Annotated in this window: 12 protein-coding genes and 2 pseudogenes; 7 read left to right on the forward strand and 7 right to left on the reverse strand. The window is 72.1% G+C overall.

Going from position 1 to position 15,157, the window contains the following annotated elements:
* Positions 1 to 140: 140 nt before the first annotated feature.
* From OG509_RS37405 to OG509_RS37415, 3 genes are read left to right on the forward strand one after another with little or no spacing between them, the layout of a single operon-like run.
* Complete coding sequence (locus OG509_RS37405; protein ID WP_406187025.1) at positions 141 to 2,078, forward strand: FHA domain-containing protein; 1,938 nt, start codon at positions 141 to 143, stop codon at positions 2,076 to 2,078.
* Between the two features lie 26 nt (positions 2,079 to 2,104).
* Positions 2,105 to 2,344, forward strand: coding sequence for a hypothetical protein (locus OG509_RS37410; RefSeq protein WP_406187026.1), 240 nt, complete (start codon positions 2,105 to 2,107; stop codon positions 2,342 to 2,344).
* A complete protein-coding gene (locus OG509_RS37415; RefSeq protein ID WP_406187027.1) occupies positions 2,344 to 2,721 on the forward strand; it encodes a fic family toxin-antitoxin system, toxin component in 378 nt (125 codons plus the stop codon). The genes OG509_RS37410 and OG509_RS37415 overlap by 1 nt, the downstream gene beginning before the upstream one ends.
* Before the next feature lie 19 nt (positions 2,722 to 2,740).
* On the opposite strand, the gene OG509_RS37420 is transcribed toward OG509_RS37415, so the two are convergent.
* Positions 2,741 to 3,826: a DUF5937 family protein gene (locus tag OG509_RS37420; RefSeq protein ID WP_406187028.1), complete on the reverse strand. Its 1,086-nt coding sequence runs from the start codon at positions 3,824 to 3,826 to the stop codon at positions 2,741 to 2,743.
* Between the two features lie 99 nt (positions 3,827 to 3,925).
* On the opposite strand from OG509_RS37420, the gene OG509_RS37425 reads away from it, so the two are divergent.
* Together OG509_RS37425 and OG509_RS37430 are read left to right on the forward strand one after the other, a co-directional pair.
* Positions 3,926 to 5,176: an MFS transporter gene (locus tag OG509_RS37425; protein WP_406187029.1), complete on the forward strand. Its 1,251-nt coding sequence runs from the start codon at positions 3,926 to 3,928 to the stop codon at positions 5,174 to 5,176.
* Positions 5,177 to 5,333: 157 nt separating this feature from the next.
* Entirely contained in the window at positions 5,334 to 5,615 is a 282-nt protein-coding gene (locus tag OG509_RS37430) for a hypothetical protein (protein ID WP_406187030.1), read from the forward strand.
* 76 nt (positions 5,616 to 5,691) lie between these two features.
* Here the strand turns inward: OG509_RS37430 and OG509_RS37435 are convergent, their stop codons facing one another.
* Entirely contained in the window at positions 5,692 to 6,309 is a 618-nt protein-coding gene (locus tag OG509_RS37435; RefSeq protein ID WP_406187031.1) for a TOPRIM nucleotidyl transferase/hydrolase domain-containing protein, read from the reverse strand.
* Between the two features lie 136 nt (positions 6,310 to 6,445).
* Here OG509_RS37435 and OG509_RS37440 point away from each other — a divergent pair.
* Positions 6,446 to 8,058 (forward strand): annotated as a pseudogene (locus tag OG509_RS37440) (MFS transporter).
* A gap of 13 nt (positions 8,059 to 8,071) precedes the next feature.
* Here OG509_RS37440 and OG509_RS37445 read toward each other — a convergent pair.
* From OG509_RS37445 to OG509_RS37460, 4 genes and pseudogenes are all read right to left on the reverse strand, one after another.
* The gene (locus OG509_RS37445; protein ID WP_406187032.1) at positions 8,072 to 8,734 is read right to left on the reverse strand and encodes a DUF998 domain-containing protein; all 663 of its coding nucleotides are present in this window, start codon (positions 8,732 to 8,734) and stop codon (positions 8,072 to 8,074) included.
* Between the two features lie 215 nt (positions 8,735 to 8,949).
* Positions 8,950 to 9,210, reverse strand: a pseudogene (locus tag OG509_RS37450) (LD-carboxypeptidase); the annotation flags it as partial.
* 31 nt (positions 9,211 to 9,241) lie between these two features.
* Positions 9,242 to 9,925 (reverse strand): response regulator, encoded by a 684-nt coding sequence (locus OG509_RS37455; RefSeq protein WP_406187033.1) that lies wholly within the window; start codon positions 9,923 to 9,925, stop codon positions 9,242 to 9,244.
* Positions 9,922 to 11,202, reverse strand: a complete 1,281-nt coding sequence (locus tag OG509_RS37460; protein WP_406187034.1) for a sensor histidine kinase — start codon at positions 11,200 to 11,202, stop codon at positions 9,922 to 9,924. The genes OG509_RS37455 and OG509_RS37460 overlap by 4 nt, the downstream gene beginning before the upstream one ends.
* A 269-nt stretch (positions 11,203 to 11,471) precedes the next feature.
* Here OG509_RS37460 and OG509_RS37465 point away from each other — a divergent pair, with 269 nt between their 5' ends.
* A complete protein-coding gene (locus OG509_RS37465; protein WP_406187035.1) occupies positions 11,472 to 13,700 on the forward strand; it encodes an MMPL family transporter in 2,229 nt (742 codons plus the stop codon).
* A 64-nt stretch (positions 13,701 to 13,764) separates the two neighbouring features.
* On the opposite strand, the gene OG509_RS37470 is transcribed toward OG509_RS37465, so the two are convergent.
* The gene (locus tag OG509_RS37470) at positions 13,765 to 15,045 is read right to left on the reverse strand and encodes an MFS transporter (protein WP_406187036.1); all 1,281 of its coding nucleotides are present in this window, start codon (positions 15,043 to 15,045) and stop codon (positions 13,765 to 13,767) included.
* Between the last annotated feature and the right edge of the window lie 112 nt (positions 15,046 to 15,157).

Raw genomic sequence — 15,157 nt, forward strand, 5'->3', positions numbered from 1 at the left:
CGTGAGCATCACGTACGGGCCGGGCCCCGAGTTCAGCCAAGTGCGAGAAAATTTTCGAAAGATGGTTGAACCGAACACCTTCTTGATGGCGTGTTGCAGTCGTAGGAAGAGTCGGCAACGTTGCTTTCAAGGAGTGTGCAGTGCCAACGGTCATCGTCGGGCGCACGGGTCCCTTCACCGGACAGAGCGTGGTTCTGGGCAGTGAGCCCCTCAGCTTCGGGCGCAAGAGCGACAACGGCGTCGTGATCGTCAGCCCCAGTGCCTCCCGGCTGCACGCGGAGATCCTTGCGGAGGACGCCGGGTTCGTCCTCTACGACAGGGACAGCCGGAACGGCACGTTCGTCAACGACCAGCGCGTCACCCGGCATGTCCTGCGTCCGAACGACTGCGTCCGGATCGGCGACGAAACGTTCCTCTACGAGGCGCAGGACTCCATGGAGACGGTCATCGACCTCTCCCTCCTGGACGTCCCCCGGCCGATCGCCGCAGACCCCGGCACGCTGCGGGTCACCATCACCGGCGGCGGCCCGGTGGGCCTCGCCTTCGCCCTGGCGCTCGACGAGATGCTGCCCGGCCGGACCGCCATCACCCTCTACGACGGGCGCTGGACCAGGAAGGGTCCCGAGGTCGTCTGGAAGGACGAGACCCAGGGCAACTTCCGCCGTCAGCAGGTGGTGACCGTCCAGAGCCGGCAGTACCTCGCCCTGTCCGAGGAGGTGCTCTCCGCCCTGTTCGACGACGGCGGCGCCTACTCCGAGATGTGGCCCGTCGGCCCGGACTCCGTCGACGGCCGCCCGCCCCGCAACATCCGGATCGCCCGCATCGAGGACCGGCTGCTGGCCCTGGCGAACCGGCGATCGGCGATCCGCCTCGTCCCCAAGCGTTTCGACGTCGAGGAGCAGCAGAACCGGCTCACCCAGGAACACGTCCTGGTGGTCTGCGAAGGCGGCCGCTCCCGCACCCGCGAGCACTACGCCGACCGCTTCGGCGCGGCCGACGCCTCCATCTACTCCCTGGACGGCGAGCACCTCCAGGACATCGTGCTGGGGCTGCGCGTCAAGTCGAAGCTGCCGGACCCGATGAGCGTGCTGCTCACCGTGTCGCAGAACCGGTTCCTCCTCAACTCGCTGCGCGGCGAGGGCTTCCTGAACATGCGGCTCACCCGGGAGGAGGCCAAGAACGTCATCGGCATCGACCCGGTCCGCCAGGTCTTCGAGGAGTGCATCGCCACCCGCCCCTGCCTGATGAGCCGGCAGGAGGAGGACAACGAGTTCCGCTGTCCCACCCACGGCACCCTCTTCCTGCCCGCCCTGCTGCGCAGTTCCCCGCTGTGGAAGGAGATCCGGCAGGGCCTGAGCCTGTTCGGCGTGGCCGAGGACGACCTTTCCGCGATCACCTCGTTCCGGCTGGACATGGTCCAGCGCCCGCGGTTCACCGCGCAGCTGCACCGCCCGACCGCGACCAGCCCCGGCACGTACGGCTTCCTGCTGGGCGACGCGGCCAACGCCATCCACTTCTGGCCCGGCCGAGGCCTCAACAGCGGCCTCGCCTCCGCCACTTCACTGGCCCGCTCGCTCAGCCGCGCCTGGCAGGGCAAGCCGCTGCGGGACGCCGACTTCATCCGGCACGAGGCCGCGATGTCCATGCTCCAGTACCGCCACAAGAGCCGGGCCTGGAACGCCATGGTGACCACCGACGAACAGGGCGTCACCCGAGCCATCAAGGACATCATCGCGCGCAGCGCTGAGGCCGGCGCCGGTGCCGCTGCGGCCGGTGACGATGCCGTGGACGGGAGCGACCTGGACGCGCTGCTGGAGCGGATGGCCGGGATCCGCGACCGGCTGGGCTCCCGGCTGCCCGGCCTGCCCACGGACGAGGAGCTCCGCTCCCACCTGGCCTCGATCGCCCCCGCCACCCTGCGCACCCTGCGGGAGAGCGGCGCATGGGACACCCTGATCGTCGGCGGCGAGGAGGCCGACATCGACCTCTTCTACCAGTCGGATTCCCCGGTCTTCGTCCCCCGCCCGGCCGACCCCCGGGCGGTCCCGCTGTCCAGGAACGGAGTAGTCGCCCACTGATTGGTAACAACTGTTACCATCGGAGCATGGCGAAAACACAGCTGGGTGCCCGCGTCGACGCGGACATCGCGGAACTCGCGAAGAAGCGCGCCGCCGACCTGGGCTTGAGCATCGGTGACTACCTCGCACGCCTCGTGCAGGACGACGCCAGTGGACTGCGGGCCCGGGCGGTGGACGCCGCCGCCCGGTTCCTCGCCGAGCACCAGGGCGTCTTCGACGAGGCCGAGGACGCCCACCAGTCGTCTCCGGGGGCACGTGCCGCCTGATGGAACTGCACATCGACGTCGCCTGGATCCTGCAGGTCGCCGAAGCGGCCGGGGTGAGCGACCCGGCCCCGGACGACTACGGCGTGCCCGTCTCGGCGGTCGCCCGCCACCGGGCCGAGCTGTTCGAGCAGCCGCTGTACGACGGCCCCTACGCCAAGGCGGCGGCCCTCGTCCACACCCTCGGCCGCTGCCGCTGGCTGGAGCGCTCCAACCTGGCCGTCGCGGCGGCCACCGGCGTCATGTACCTCGAAGCCGCGGGAATCCGGGTCAAACCCACCCGCGACGACGCCATCGCCCTCAAGGACCTCCTCCTCAGCCCCGCCTGCTCCGCAGGGAAGATCTCCGCGCTGCTGCGGACCTGGCCCACCGCCACCTGAACGCCGCCGCCGCTGCCCCTCAGCGCAGTACGGCCGCCAGCAGATCGGTACCCAGCGCCGTCAGGTCGGGCAGATTGACGGTGTAGCGCACGTAACGGCCGTGCCGCCGGGCCGTGAGCAGCCCCGCGCCGCGCAGGACGGCGAGGTGCCGGGAGACCTCCGGGGGCGAGAGCTCCCAGGCGTGGGCCAGCTCGCCGTTGGTGTGCGGGCCGCGGGCCAGCGTACGCAGCAGCCGCAGCCGTACCGGATGGGCCAGCGCCTCCAGCCGTAGCGTGACCGTCTCCAGCGATACGGGCCCCGACGGACCCGGCTCGGCCACGGGGTACTGCACCACCGGCTGCCACCCGGGCGCATGGACCACCACCAGGTGCGGGCCGGCGAAGACGCTCGGGATGAAGGTGACCCCGGTTCCGCGGGCGGCGGTCGCCTTGTCCTGCAGCTTGTCCACGATGATGCAGTCGCCGTCCGGTGCCAGGGTGACGGAGCCGGAGACCGATGCGAGTGCCGCCGCGACACCCTGGTGCCTCAGCAGGTCGTTCTTCAGGCGCAGATCGGTGGCGAGCCGTACGACGACGTCCGCCCAGGCTGCATCGAAGAAGGCCTCGGCGCACTGTTCGAGGGTGTGCCGTACCCGCGACCGTACGGCGGCCGGGTCCGCCAGCAGCCGTTCGGCGAAGGCCTCTTGCCGTGCGCCGCGCGCCTGGGCCAGGTCCAGGGCCCGCTCGCGCGCAGTGGCATCGGTGAGCGGTGACGGCGCGGCGAAGTGGACCCGGCTGCCGCCGCACGTGGTGACGAGCGCGGCGGTCACGTACGTCTCGTCGTCGATCCGGTCCACGTCGTCCAACTCCTCGGCGAGGGTCGGCCGAGGGCGGGCGGGGAACAGGAAGTCGGCCTGTGAGGAACGCCAGAGGAACTCCGCCTCCCGCAACCGCTCGGCCAGCTCCGGCCGCAGCCCGGCCCAGACCCCCGCAGCCCAGCCGGCGAGCTGCGGATGATGTCCGGGTTCGGCCAGTACGTGCAGCATCGCGGTCAGCTCGGCCAGCGGGGAGGCGGCGAACCGCAGCTGCTCGGACGGCAGCCCGCCGATGTCGATCCGCAACGTCATCCCCTCAGCATCGCTGACCGGAAGGCGGCCGACGGCATCGGTTGACGGTGTCCGTCAACCGACGCGACCGGCCCGGGAGCCGCACGCACGGTTGGCGCCATGGCAACCCTCACCAAGATCCGGCCCCGCGCCCTCGTCCGCGCCTCAGGAGGCCCACGCTATGCGGTCGCCCTCGCCGTGGACGCGCTCGGCACCGGCCTGCTGCGACCCTTCCTGCTGCTCTACGGGGTGACCGTGCTGAGGCTGTCCGCACCGGTCACCGGCATCGCCATGACGGGCGGCGTGGTCGTGGGTCTGGTGTGCATGCCCGCGGTGGGCCGCTGGCTGGACCGTGGTGCACGCAGCTCGGTCGTGGCCGCGTCGATGCTGGTACGGGTGCTCGGCGTGGTGCTGCTGCTGGCCACCCCGGCGGGGTACGCCTGGCCGTTCGCGGCGGCGGCGCTCTTCCTCGGCATCGGCAACCAGGCCTGGCCGGCCGCCCACGCGGCCCTGGTGGCCACGGTCTCCCACGGCCGGGAACGCGACACCGCCCTCGCGGGAGGCCGCGCCCTGCGCAACGCCGGCCTGGGCGTGGGCGCGCTGCTCGCCACCGCATGCCTGGCGGGCGGCACCACGGCCCTTCAGGCGCTGGCCGCCGTCACCGGGCTCGCCTATCTCACGGCGGCGGCCTTGGCCTGGTCGGTCCACCTCCATGCGGATCCGTCCGCCACTCTGGCCGACAACAGAGCCGGCGAACCCGCTCCCCGGATGCGCGCGCTGCTGGCCGCCAACGTGGTCTACGTCTTCTGCCTCAACGTCCCCGAGATCGCGCTCCCTCTGGTGCTGGTGACACAGATGCACGCATCCCCGATGTGGTCGGCAGCCATCTTCGTGGCCAACACGGTGCTGGTGGTCACCCTGCAGGTTCCGGTCACCGTCCTGATGTCCCGCTTCTCCCGGCGGACCGTACTGGCCCTCGCCGGCGTGGTACTCACCGCGTCCTACCTCGGCTTCCTCGCGGCGACCTCACTGGGACCGGGGTGGGGCGCCCCGGCCGTCGCCGCGGTGTCCGTGGTCTGCACGGTCGGCGAGATCATCTACGCGGGCAGCGCCACCGCGCTCGTCACCGCCCTCGCCCCGCCCCACGTCCTGGGACGCACCCTCGCCCGCTTCGAGCTCTCCACGGGCTTCGGCCTCGCCGTCTCCCCGGCGGCCATCACCGCCCTCGCCCCCCACGGCCCGGCCGCCCTCTGGGGCACCCTCGCCACGGCAACCCTCCTCTCCGCCTGCGCCGTCGCCCCCGCGAAGACCGTTCCCTTCCCACGACCTCAGCGGGTGCGGGGGGCGGGGAGCTGCTCTAGCGTCGAATAGGAGGGGGAGGGAACGGAAGCCATGCTGAGCGGGTCCGCTGCGGAGCCGGGCTCCTCGGGCCGCAGGCCCGGCCGCGTGTGCTCGGCGCCGTTCCTGCGCGGATCCGACACCAACCGGTCCCGGGCCGCGTGACGACCCCGGAGAGCAGGTGCGTCCCATGCGCGCGTCGACCCGTATCGCAAGCGTCCTCACCGGCCTGACCCTCGCAGTCGGTGGTGTGGCCTTCATGGCCCCGGCCGCCGAGGCCGCCCCGGCGGACGTATCGGCCTGCATCAACCAGGTGGAGCGGGAGCTTCACGGTGGCGAGGCCCCGGACTCCGTCCGGATGGCCTGTTACGTCGGACTGACCGGAGACCAGGCGCAATGCGTGACGGGTCTGACCGCGGGCGGCGTGACCAACGGGACCGCGGCGACCGCCTGTCGGGTGGCCCCAGAGTAGACGCGGTCGCTGCGAAGGCCGACGCGATGGAGCGAAGCCCGAACCGCTGGGTGATGGCCGTGCTCTTGTCCGCCGGTCACAGGCTCGAGAGGAGGCCTTCGAGCGGGGCCGGTACCCGTCCCGGATCGAGGGCCTCCACCAGGAGACGGCCGTAGCGGATCTTGCGCCCCTTCTTCGTGCCGAGGAAGCGCCGCAACTGCCCCTGCCGGGGCCGACCGTCGTGTGCGGGCTGGCGCAGGAAGGTCTGCCAGGCACGCAGGTCGCCCTCGACCCGGATGATCTCCTCGACCGTCCCCGTGCCGAGCGCGCGGATGAGCTCGTCCTCCAGGTCCGCCGCGCACACGAAGAACCCCGCGCCGTGCGCCCCGGCCCGCTCCAAGCCGCGTTCGTAGTACGGCTGTTCCCTCTCGTCGCACAGCCCTGTCAGGCGCAGGCCGAGTCCGGGCGGCCCGAGAAGGCCGGCGTAGCGGCCGACGTTCATCGCCCCGCCCATCGCAACGACGCACACCCCTTCGGCGGGCAGGTCCCGGCCACGCCGTGCGGCGAGCGCTTCGATCGCCGCCAGGTCACTGAGCCCTTCCAGAAGCACCGCCGTCCGCAGCCCCAGCCGTACTGCCAGCTCACCCGCCGGTCCGCCGGGCCCACCGGCCGCCCAGCGGCCGACCGCGTCCCGGAACGCACACATGTCCACCATGGAGGGAGTCTGCACTTCCGGGGACCGGCACGGCTCGGAATTACGGACCGGGGCGCCTGAGACGCCAGAGCGCCGCCCCGACCGCCCCGCAGATCGCGGCCGTATCGGCGTGCGGAACGGATCTCCGGCGGGGAGTATGAGGATTGTGCAGGACAGAGGCGAGGCGCCGAAGCAGAGCATCGCGCTCGCGGCCATGCTCTTCGCGGTGGCGATGGTCTTCATCGACCAGACGATCGTCAGCATCGCCGCCCCCAGCATCGTCGAGGAACTCGGCCTCTCGTCCTCCGGACTGCAACGCGTGGTCAACGCGTATCTCCTCGCGCTCGCCGCGTTCTTCGCGCTCGGCGGGCGCCTCGCCGACGTCCTCGGGCACCGCCGGATGGTGGTGGCGGGCACCCTCGTGTTCGTCATCTCCTCCGTGCTGTGCGGCTCGGTCCCGTCCGGGGAGTTCGCCCAGAGCTGGATCGTCATCTTCCGTGCCACCCAGGGTGTGGGCGCGGCGCTGGTCTTCCCCGCCGCCATCGCCGTGGTCGTCGGCGTCGTCCCCGTCGGCAAACGGGGCCGGGCGCTGGCCCTGTTCTTCGTCCTCGCCGGCGCGCTCACCGCCATCGGACCGCTGCTCGGCGGCTGGCTGACCTCGTGGACCTGGCGGGCCGTCTTCTGGATCAACGTACCCGTGGCCATCCTCGCGCTCGTCCTGACCGCCCTCGCCCGCATCCCCGACGCCCGCCGGCGCGAACGTCTCGACGCGCCGGGCGCCGTACTCGTCGCCACCGGTATGGCACTGAACGTCTTCGGGATCCAGCAGTCGGCCACCTGGGGCTGGAGCAGCCTCGCCACCTGGGCGTGCGTGATCGGCGGGCTCCTCGTCCTCGTGCTCTTCTGCTGGTACGAACTGCGCACCGATGAGCCGCTCATCAAGCTGCGCGTCTTCCGCGACCGGGCGTTCACGGCCGACGCCCTGGTGCTCTTCTTCTCGATGCTGGCGTTCATCCCCGTGTTGTTCTTCGCGTCGGTGTACGCGCAGATCTCGCTCAGCTCATCGCCCCACCAGGCCGCGCTCTACGTGCTGTACTCCTTCGCCGGCTACGGCCTCTCCGCCCAATGGGGCGGCCGGATCCTCGACAAGCACGGCGCCCGGCCCACGATGAAGCTGGGCACGGCGCTCGCCTGCGCGGGATTCGCCCTGTGGGCGTGGAAACTGACGGACCTGTCGGCCCACGACCAGTGGCCCTACGCCTGCCTCGCCGGGGCCGGCATGGGCCTCGCGCTCTCCCCGGCCTCCACCGACGCCGTGAACCGGGCCATCGACGCCTCGTACGGCGAGGTCACCGGCATCCCCAGACCGTACGCAACTACGCGGGAGCCGTGGGCATGGCGGTGTTCGGCACGCTCCTCACCCATGTCACCACCAGCCGGGTCGCGGAGACACTCGCCGCGAAGGGCCTGCCGGAGGGGGAGGTCCAGGGTGCGGCCCACAGCATTGCCGAAGCGGTCATCGGCCACCCGGACGACCGCGCGCCCACCGACGGCGGACCGACCGCCACGCTGATGCGGGGCTCCTTCGAGGCCATCCACATGGACTTCGCCGAGGCCAACCAGTGGGTGTTCTACGGGATGGCCATCGCGCTGGGACTGGCGTGTCTGTGCACCTTGCTGCACCCGGGGACGCGGGTGACGGGCGAGAACGGTGAGAACGGCGAGAACACGGAGACGGAAGGGGCCACGCAGGAGCGGACGCGTCCCTGAGCACCTCGCGCCGTCATCGGCCGCGGCTGCGGTACGCACGCCGCGTGGAGAAGGCGATGTACGCCCCGAAGCAGATGACCCACACGACGCTGGGCCACGCGGCGATCCGCTCGAACAGGCCTTGGACGTAGGGGTCCGGTCTGAGCGCCGTGAGCGTGGCCGAGATGATGGACGTGACTCCGCACAGGATGCCCGCCGCGCCCCAGTACGGCCGGTGCGCCTGCCGGAGCATGCCTCCCAGCAGCAGCACGCCCACGGCCCCGCAGAAGAAGCAGGTCCCGGCGGACAGCAGATGTACGGCCGGACGGAGGTTGCAGGGATTGAAGCCGGTCGACACGAGTCCCGCTCCGCTGACGGCCAATACGCCGAACGCCAGGTTCCGGAGACGGTCCGGCGGGAAGACCACCGCGTTCAGCAGCGCGCCCAGGATGAGGCAGACCCCTCCGACGATCCAGGCGATGTCGGCGGCCTCGTGCCAGGGGGAGCAGAAGCGGAACCCCCCGATGAGACCGCATCGGGTATCGCCGAGCGCCGAGATGATGTGCTCCGCCAGATTCTGACTCGAAGCACGCGGCAGGACGATGGCGTTGTTCACCACGGAGATCTGGGCCAACGAAGCCCACAGGAGGCCCCCGGCCGCGAGACTCCTCGAAGCCGTGAAGGTGAGTTCGCGCATGCCGCCACTTGCTGTCGGGCGAGTCGTTGAAAGCCGCCGCCCGAGCCTTCGGGCCCGCTGTGAGCCGTCCGTCCGGCGGTCGCTGATCCAGTATGTCCCGCCCCGGGCTGCCGCAGGCTGATCCCCGCGCGGCGAGTCCCGTCCCGCGTCGCCGGGTTCGCCCGCCACTTGTCCCGCCCAACCCCACCCCCTTCGTACAGGGGAAGGCCGAGGGCGTCGCCGCCGATGCTGGCGAACACCGCCTTGACGTCGGGGTCCGCGAAGGCCGCGTGGATGTCCGCAGCCCGTGCCTCGGGCGAGGCGCCCATCGTGCGGGTCGTCGGGTACTCCACCGTCCTCAACCCGAACTCGTCCCGGAGCCGGCGAAGCCCCAACTCGTAGGGCAGGGGGAGGAGACCGGGCAGACCTGACGAGGGGGACAGCACCGCCACCAGGTCACCGGGACGGGGCTTCGCAGGGTGGAGAGGATCCGTCATCCGAAGATCCTAAGAGTCGGTGGACAGATCCTCACGGCAATTGTGTGCGACCGCTCCCGTAGCCGGCCGCCACCAGGCCCGATTCGTATGCCGCGATGACCGCCTGGGCGCGGTCGCGGACGCCCAGTTTCGTGAAGATGCCGGTGATGTGGTTCTTGACCGTGGAGACGCTGATCTCCAGGTCCCCGGCGATCTCCGCGTTGTCGAACCCGGTCGCCAGCAGCTGCCAGATCTCCAGCTCGCGCGGTGTGAGGCCGGCCGGGGACTTCGCCGCCGGGCGCGGCCGGGCGGGGGAGGACCGTACGTAGGTGGAGATCAGCCGGGTGAGCAGTCGGGGCGCGACGGCGGCCTCGCCGGTGTGGACGGTGTGGACCGCCGCGATGAGCTCCTCCGGGGAGACGTCCTTGGGGAGGAATCCGTACGCACCCGCGCGCAGTGCGGCGACCACGTACTCGTCCATGTCGAAGGTACTGAGGGCCAGAACGCGGGATTCCGGCAGCGTCCGCGCCAGCTCCCCGGTGGCCTGGACGCCGTCGAGCACCGGCATCCGGATGTCCATGACGACCACGTCGGGCCGCAGCTCGTGGGCCAGGGCGACGGCCCGGGCGCCGTCCTCGGCCTCGCCCACCACCTCGAACGCCGGGTCGGGCGCCAGGATCAGCGCCAGGCCCCGCCGTACCAGCGGCTGGTCGTCGGCTATGAGCACACGGATCATCCGCGTCGGTCCTCTCGCTGTCCCCCCGGGTCGCCTGCCGGGAGCCTGGCCGCCACCCTGAATCCGCCGTCGTCGCACGAGCCGGCCTCCAGGGTGCCGCCTTGCAGTGCGACGCGTTCCCGCATTCCGATCAGACCGTACCCGCTGCCGGCGCCGGGCCGCGAAGCCCCCGCCCTGGCGCCGCCCGCGCCCGCGCCCGCGCCCGCGCCCGCGCCTGCGCCCTCGTCCCGTACCTCCACCTCGACGCCCTCCGGACCGTAGGTCAGCCGTACGTGGGCCCGCGCACCGACGGCGTGCTTACGGGCGTTGGTCAGTGCCTCCTGGACGATCCGGAACACCGTCAGACCGACGGTCGGCGGCAGCGGGCGGGCCGTCCCCCGTACGGTGAACTCGGTGGGCGTACCCGCCAGCCGAGACTCGGTGATGATCCGACCGAGGTCCCCGGTCCCGGGCTGCGGCGCCGGCGGTACCTGCTCCGGTTCCTCCCCGGCCCGCAGGACGTCCAGCAGTTGGCGCATCTCCCGCAGCGCCATCCGCCCGGAGTCCTCCAGGGTGACCAGCGCCTCGCGGGCCGCGCCCGGGTCGTGCGCCAGGTTGGCCCGGGCGCCGCCGGCCATCAGCTGCATGGTGGTGATGTGGTGCGCGACGATGTCGTGCAACTCGCGGGCGATCCGGCGGCGTTCCTCGGCCACCGCCCGGTCGGCCAGCAGGGCGCGCCTGGCCTCGGCCTCCTCCTGCCAGCGCCGCACCACCAGTCCGGTGCCGACGACGAGCACCACCGCGACCGTATTGCCGAGCAGGCCCGTCAGGACGGACGAGTCACCGTAGCCCCCGCTGATCATCGTCACCGGCACGGTCGCCACGGCGGCCGTCGCCGTGACCGCCGTGCTGCGCAGGCGGGTCACGGTGTACAGCGCGACCATGTAGGCGGCGGAGAAGTGCGGTCCCTGCGGCGTGGTCAGGTTCAGCGCCGCGCCGAGGGCGAGGACGGCGCAGAGCACCGTCACCGGCCGGGTCCGGCGGGCCAGCAGACAGGGCGCCGCCAGGACCACGAGGACGAGAGCTCGCACGCTGAGCGGCCGGCCGTCGTCCGCGGCGCCGAGCGAATAGCCGATCAGGTCGTTCACGGCCGCCCCGATGGCCACGAGCGCGTCATTGCGGCTCCAGTCGAAGACCGGCCCGCGCTCCTTGCCCCGGCCGCTCTCGCCGAAGTCGCCCGCGACCCCGGCTCCGCCACCGCCCGTCTCCTCGGCCCGGTCCTGACTGCGTATCGGCATTGCTTGCCGGTCCCCCTCCGCCACCGGCCCGCCGGATCCCGACCGGAGCGCCGCAGTTCGCGTACGGGACCCATTCTCGCAGCGGTGGGAGAGGCAGCCCCGGGCCCGAAGGCGGAGGACGGACCAGGACCGTGGTCCTGGTCCGGGCAGTGCGCCGGACCCTGGTCCCGAGTGCGGGCTCCTCCCGGGTCAGGACGTTTCCCGGCACGGGCGCTGATGAGCTGGACAACGTCCGGGAACCCCCGGTCGATCGAGTTACGGAGGCCCCTGTGATCCGCGCCCTGACCGGCTTCGCCACCCGAAGTCCCTGGAAGGTCATCGCTCTCTGGGCGGTTCTGGGCATCGCCATGACCGTGCTCGGCCAGGCGTTCGTCTTCCGCGCCACCCAGCCCAGTACGGGTGAGTTCCTGCCCGCCACCTACGATTCGGCGGCTGCCCTGAAGGTCGCCGAGGAGTACTTCGGCGTCAGGCCCGACGCCAATCCGCTCACCGTGCTGGTGGCCCGGGCGGACGGGGCGAAGCTGTCCGAGTCCGACGAGCGGCTGATCGACGCCGAGGCCGCGAAGCTCGCCCGGCGCGAGGTGGCGATGCCGAAGACGCAGGAGACACCGCCCTTCACGCAGGACCGTTCGCAGGTCCCCCGGGTCAGCCCGGCGATGACCGCGCCCGACCGGACCTTCCGGCTGCTGTCGGTCGAACTGACCGGCAATCCCTTGGATCCCGGCATGCAGGACCTGTACCGGGCCTTCCGGGACCAGGCCCGGGCCGGGTTCGCCGAGGCCGGGCTGCGGACCGGGTTCACGGCCGGGCTCGCGGACAGCGTGGACACCGCCGATGCCGAGAAGACCCGTTCGACGATCGTCGGCATCGCCATGCTCGCGGTGATCGTGCTGCTGCACGTGCTGGTGTTCCGCAGCGTCCTCGCGGCGCTGCTGCCACTGCTCGTGGTGTCGGTGATCGGCGGCGCGGCCGCCGGTGTGGTGGTCGCGTCCTCCCTGCTCGCGGGCGTCCAACTCGACGCCTCCACCCCGCAGTTGATCAATGTGGTGCTGATCGGGATCGGCATCGACTACTTCCTCTTCCTGCTGTTCCGCTTCCGTGAACAGCTGCGCAGTCGGCCCGAGCAGACCGGGCGCGCCGCGGCGGCCGAGGTGGCCGGCCGGGTGGGTACGGCGGTCACCTCCGCGGCGCTGACGATCGTCGCCGCGTTCTCCACCCTCGGGGTCGCGTCCTTCGGCCAGTTCCGGGTGCTCGGCCCGGCGATCGCCGTGTCCGTACTGGTGATGCTGCTGGGCAGCCTCACTCTGATGCCGGCGCTGCTGGCCGTCACCGGGCGGAAGATGTTCTGGCCCTCGCGCGACCTGCGCCGCGAGCCCCCGGAGGGGATGGCCGGGCGGATGGGCCGACGGGTGGCGACGCGTCCGGCGACCATGGTGCTCGCCTCCCTGGCACTGCTCGGAGCGCTGGGGGCCGGCCTGGCAGGGATGCACACGGACTACGGGCAGGGCGGCTCGGGGGACGGGGGTACGGAGGCGGCGCGCACGGCGGCCGAGATCTCGCACGCCCTGCCCGCCGGGGTGTCGGACCCGACCACCGTGTTCGTCACCGCCTCCGACGGCGGCAGGCTCGACACCCGAGTGCTGGGCGGACTGTCCAAGGCGCTCGCAGCGGTCGACGGCGTCGGCCAGGTCGCCCCGGCCGTACCGAGCGAGGACGGCAGGGCGGCCCGGATCGACCTGTTCCTGACCGCCGATCCGCAGGGACAGCAGGCCCGCGACCTGGTGTCCGGACCGGTCCGGGACGCGGTGGCCGCGCACCGGCCCGACGGTACGGAGGCGCACGTGGGCGGCACGGCCGCGATCTTCGCCGACATCTCGTCCGCCGTAGCCGGCGACCTGAAGGTGGTCTTCCCGGTGGCCGCGGGCCTGATCTCGCTGATCCTGCTCCTGCTCCTGCGCAGCCTGCTCGCACCGCTGGTCCTGATGATCTCCGTCGGCCTGGGCTTCGCGGCGACACTCGGCGCCTCGGCGCTGGTTTCCCAGAACCTCCTGGACCGGCCGGGGGTGAACTTCATGCTGCCGCTGGTGCTGTTCCTGTTCGTGGTCGCCCTGGGCACCGACTACAACATCCTGATCAGCGACCGGATACGGGAGGAGATGGAGAAGCCCGGCCCGGCCCGGGCGGCCGTGGCCCGGGCGGTACGGCACACCGCTCCGGCCATCGCGACGGCGGGCCTGGTCCTGGCCGCCTCGTTCGGAAGCCTGGCCGTCAACCCGAATCCGGGCACCCAGGAGATCGGCTTCGCGACGGCGCTCGGGATCGTGCTGTCGGCGTTCGTCCTGTCGATCGTGCTGGTTCCGGCGCTGGCCGCGCTGCTGGGCCGGTCGATCTGGTGGCCGGTACGGCCGCGGCGTACCGAGCACACCGCCCGGCACACGGGCGGGCACGGGCGGACCGGGCGCGCCGACGACAAGGAGCGGCCCGTTCCGGTGGGCTGAAGGGGCGATCAAGCAGCCCGACGGGCCGTCGCCGCCCGATCGCGGTGACGGCCGGCGTGGTCCGTCAGGTACGGCTCGGCGTCGGCTCAGGCTCCGGCTCCGGGTCGGAGGCAGACGCTGCCGCGCGGCGGGGGAGCAGCAGCGGGGTCGCCAGCAGGAGTACACCGGCCAGGCCGATGGCCGTGCGCGGGCCGAGCAGGCCGCCCAGTACGCCCCAGACAGCGGTCAGGAGCGCGGTCGAGGCCTTGGTCGTCACCGCCCAGGCGGACAGCGTACGGGCGACCCGGTCGGGCGCGGTGAGCCGGAGGCGCCAGGTGGCGTGGACGGGGTTGAAGACCCCGCAGCAGAAGATGAGCCCGAGCTCCACGCCCATCACCAGCAGCAGCCCTCCCGTACCCGGCCCCACGAAGGCCAGGCCGACGGGCCAGAGCGCGCGCAGTGCCCCGGCCGCGACCAGGACGCGGTGCTGTCCGAACCGGGTGACGAGCGGCCGGGCCAGCCGCGCACCGAGCAGCCCGCCGACCGAGGGCGCGGCGAAGGCGAGGCCGTACTCCCACGGTGCGAACCCGAGCCGGCCGAGCATCAGGACGGCCAGCAGCGGCTGGGCGGCCATCACCAGGCCGTTGAACAAGGCAGTGTTGAAGAACAACTGCCGCAGCACCCTGTCGGCGAGGATGTACCGCCAGCCGTCGAGCAGGTCCCCGGCCCGCATGCGCGTGCCCTCCCGGCGCTCGGGCCGCGGCTCGTGCCCGCCGATCGCGCGGATGCCCAGCGCCGAGAGCAGGTAGCTGACCGCATCGGCCACCACCGTCACCACCGGACCCAGGAGTCCGATCGCCGCGCCGCCCAGCGGCGGTCCGACGATCGTGGTCGTCCAGGCCGTGGACTCGAACCGGGCATGGGCGACGAGCAGGTCCTCGGCCGGCAGCAGCGTCTTCAGGTACGCGCCCGAAGCGCTGCGGAAGGCGATGTCGGCCGCCGCGACGACCACCGAGACCAGCAGGAGCTGAAGGAACGTGAGCACGCCGAGCGCGAACGCGGCGGGGATCGTCAGCAGCGCCGCGCACCGTACGAGGTCCATCGCGATCAGCACCGGCCGCTTGCGGCGGAACTCCACCCACGGGCCGAGCGGCACCGCCACGGCGGCGCCCACCGCAGCCCCCACGGAGGCCAGCGCGGCGACCTCGGCCGGCCCGGCGTGCAGCACCTGGATCGCGATCAGCGGGAAGGCGCCGAAGGCTAGCCACGTGCCGAGCGCGCTGGTCCCGTACGCTCCCCAGAGCCATCCGAACCGCCGCCCCAGCCGGTGCCCGCTCCCCACGCCCGCCACCCCGCCCCTCGCCATCCACCCACCCGCACAACCATTCCGTGTTCGGAATCATCAAAGCGAGCATCACGACCAGGAATCAAACAACCGCGGGCTCATCGGCCACAACCAATGGTTGTGGGCCTAGGCT

The sequence above is a fragment of the Streptomyces sp. NBC_01006 genome, assembly GCF_045162725.1.
In the GTDB taxonomy this organism is placed as follows: domain Bacteria; phylum Actinomycetota; class Actinomycetes; order Streptomycetales; family Streptomycetaceae; genus Streptomyces.

What these genes read in the sequence shown, in the direction of transcription:
- OG509_RS37410 (WP_406187026.1), top strand. Translation starts at nt 2,105, where the DNA reads ATGGCGAAAACACAGCTGGGTGCCCGCGTCGACGCGGACATCGCGGAA.
- OG509_RS37415 (WP_406187027.1), top strand. Translation starts at nt 2,344, where the DNA reads ATGGAACTGCACATCGACGTCGCCTGGATCCTGCAGGTCGCCGAAGCG.
- OG509_RS37420 (WP_406187028.1), bottom strand. Translation starts at nt 3,826, where the DNA reads ATGACGTTGCGGATCGACATCGGCGGGCTGCCGTCCGAGCAGCTGCGG.
- OG509_RS37425 (WP_406187029.1), top strand. Translation starts at nt 3,926, where the DNA reads ATGGCAACCCTCACCAAGATCCGGCCCCGCGCCCTCGTCCGCGCCTCA.
- OG509_RS37430 (WP_406187030.1), top strand. Translation starts at nt 5,334, where the DNA reads ATGCGCGCGTCGACCCGTATCGCAAGCGTCCTCACCGGCCTGACCCTC.
- OG509_RS37435 (WP_406187031.1), bottom strand. Translation starts at nt 6,309, where the DNA reads ATGGTGGACATGTGTGCGTTCCGGGACGCGGTCGGCCGCTGGGCGGCC.
- OG509_RS37445 (WP_406187032.1), bottom strand. Translation starts at nt 8,734, where the DNA reads ATGCGCGAACTCACCTTCACGGCTTCGAGGAGTCTCGCGGCCGGGGGC.
- OG509_RS37455 (WP_406187033.1), bottom strand. Translation starts at nt 9,925, where the DNA reads ATGATCCGTGTGCTCATAGCCGACGACCAGCCGCTGGTACGGCGGGGC.
- OG509_RS37460 (WP_406187034.1), bottom strand. Translation starts at nt 11,202, where the DNA reads ATGCCGATACGCAGTCAGGACCGGGCCGAGGAGACGGGCGGTGGCGGA.
- OG509_RS37470 (WP_406187036.1), bottom strand. Translation starts at nt 15,045, where the DNA reads ATGGCGAGGGGCGGGGTGGCGGGCGTGGGGAGCGGGCACCGGCTGGGG.